The organism is Dokdonia ponticola, assembly GCF_042653865.1.
GTDB classification, from domain to species: domain Bacteria; phylum Bacteroidota; class Bacteroidia; order Flavobacteriales; family Flavobacteriaceae; genus Dokdonia; species Dokdonia ponticola.
On the sequence record NZ_JBHSFV010000042.1, the window covers coordinates 1 to 1251 of the forward strand.

Genomic DNA, 1251 nt, shown 5'->3' on the forward strand with positions numbered 1-1251 from the left:
AATCAGGATCTGGCGTGTAGGTTACTGTCCCATCAGGATTGATCGTTACTGTTCCATTAGCTGGATCCGTAACATCGGTTACTTCTACATCACTGGTTGGATCAAAACCGTCATTATCTAATACCGCAATATCTACTGGGGTATCCTCTGGTGTCGTCGCCGTATCATCCATGATATCATCTACTGGAGTCACTGTGACTACTACGGTAGCTGTTTCCGTAGTGGTACTACCATCAGGATTTGTTACGGTGACTGTATAGTCAAAGGTATCTGTTCCGTTAAAATCAGGATCTGGCGTGTAGGTCACCGTGCCATCAGGGTTGATGGTCACTGTTCCATTGTTTGGATCCGTGACATCTGTTACTTCGACATCTGAATCTGGATCAAAGCCGTCATTATCTAATACCGCGATATCTACTGGCGTATCCTCTGGTGTCGTAGCCGTATCATCCATGATATCGTCTACTGGAGTCACTGTGACTACTACCGTAGCTGTTTCTGTCGTGGTACTTCCATCAGGGTTTGTTACGGTGACTGTATACTCAAAAGTATCTGTTCCGTTAAAATCAGGATCTGGCGTGTAGGTTACTGTCCCATCAGGATTGATCGTTACTGTTCCATTAGCTGGATCTGTTACCTCCGTTACTTCGACATCTGAATCTGGATCAAAACCGTCATTATCTAATACCGCGATATCTACTGGCGTATCCTCTGGTGTCGTCGCCGTATCATCCATGATATCGTCTACTGGAGTCACTGTGACTACTACCGTAGCTGTTTCCGTAGTGGTACTTCCATCAGGGTTGGTGACTGTGACTGTATAGTCAAAGGTATCTGTTCCGTTAAAATCAGGATCTGGCGTGTAGGTCACCGTTCCATCAGGGTTGATGGTCACTGTTCCATTGTTTGGATCCGTGACATCGGTTACTTCGACATCTGAATCTGGATCAAAACCGTCATTGTCTAATACCGCGATATCTACTGGCGTATCCTCTGGTGTCGTAGCTGTATCATCCATGATATCGTCTACTGGAGTCACTGTGACTACTACCGTAGCTGTCTCCGTAGTGGTACTTCCATCAGGGTTTGTTACGGTGACTGTATAGTCAAAGGTATCTGTTCCATTAAAATCAGGATCTGGCGTGTAGGTTACTGTCCCATCAGGATTGATCGTTACTGTTCCATTAGCTGGATCCGTAACATCGGTTACTTCTACATCACTGGTTGGATCAAAACCGTCATTATCTAATA

At 45.2% G+C, this 1251-nt stretch carries 1 protein-coding gene; it reads right to left on the reverse strand.

The genetic code is table 11. The features are described from left to right. On the reverse strand, positions 1 to 1251 hold a 1251-nt coding region (locus tag ACFO3O_RS22520), incomplete at both ends, for an Ig-like domain-containing protein (protein ID WP_379983068.1).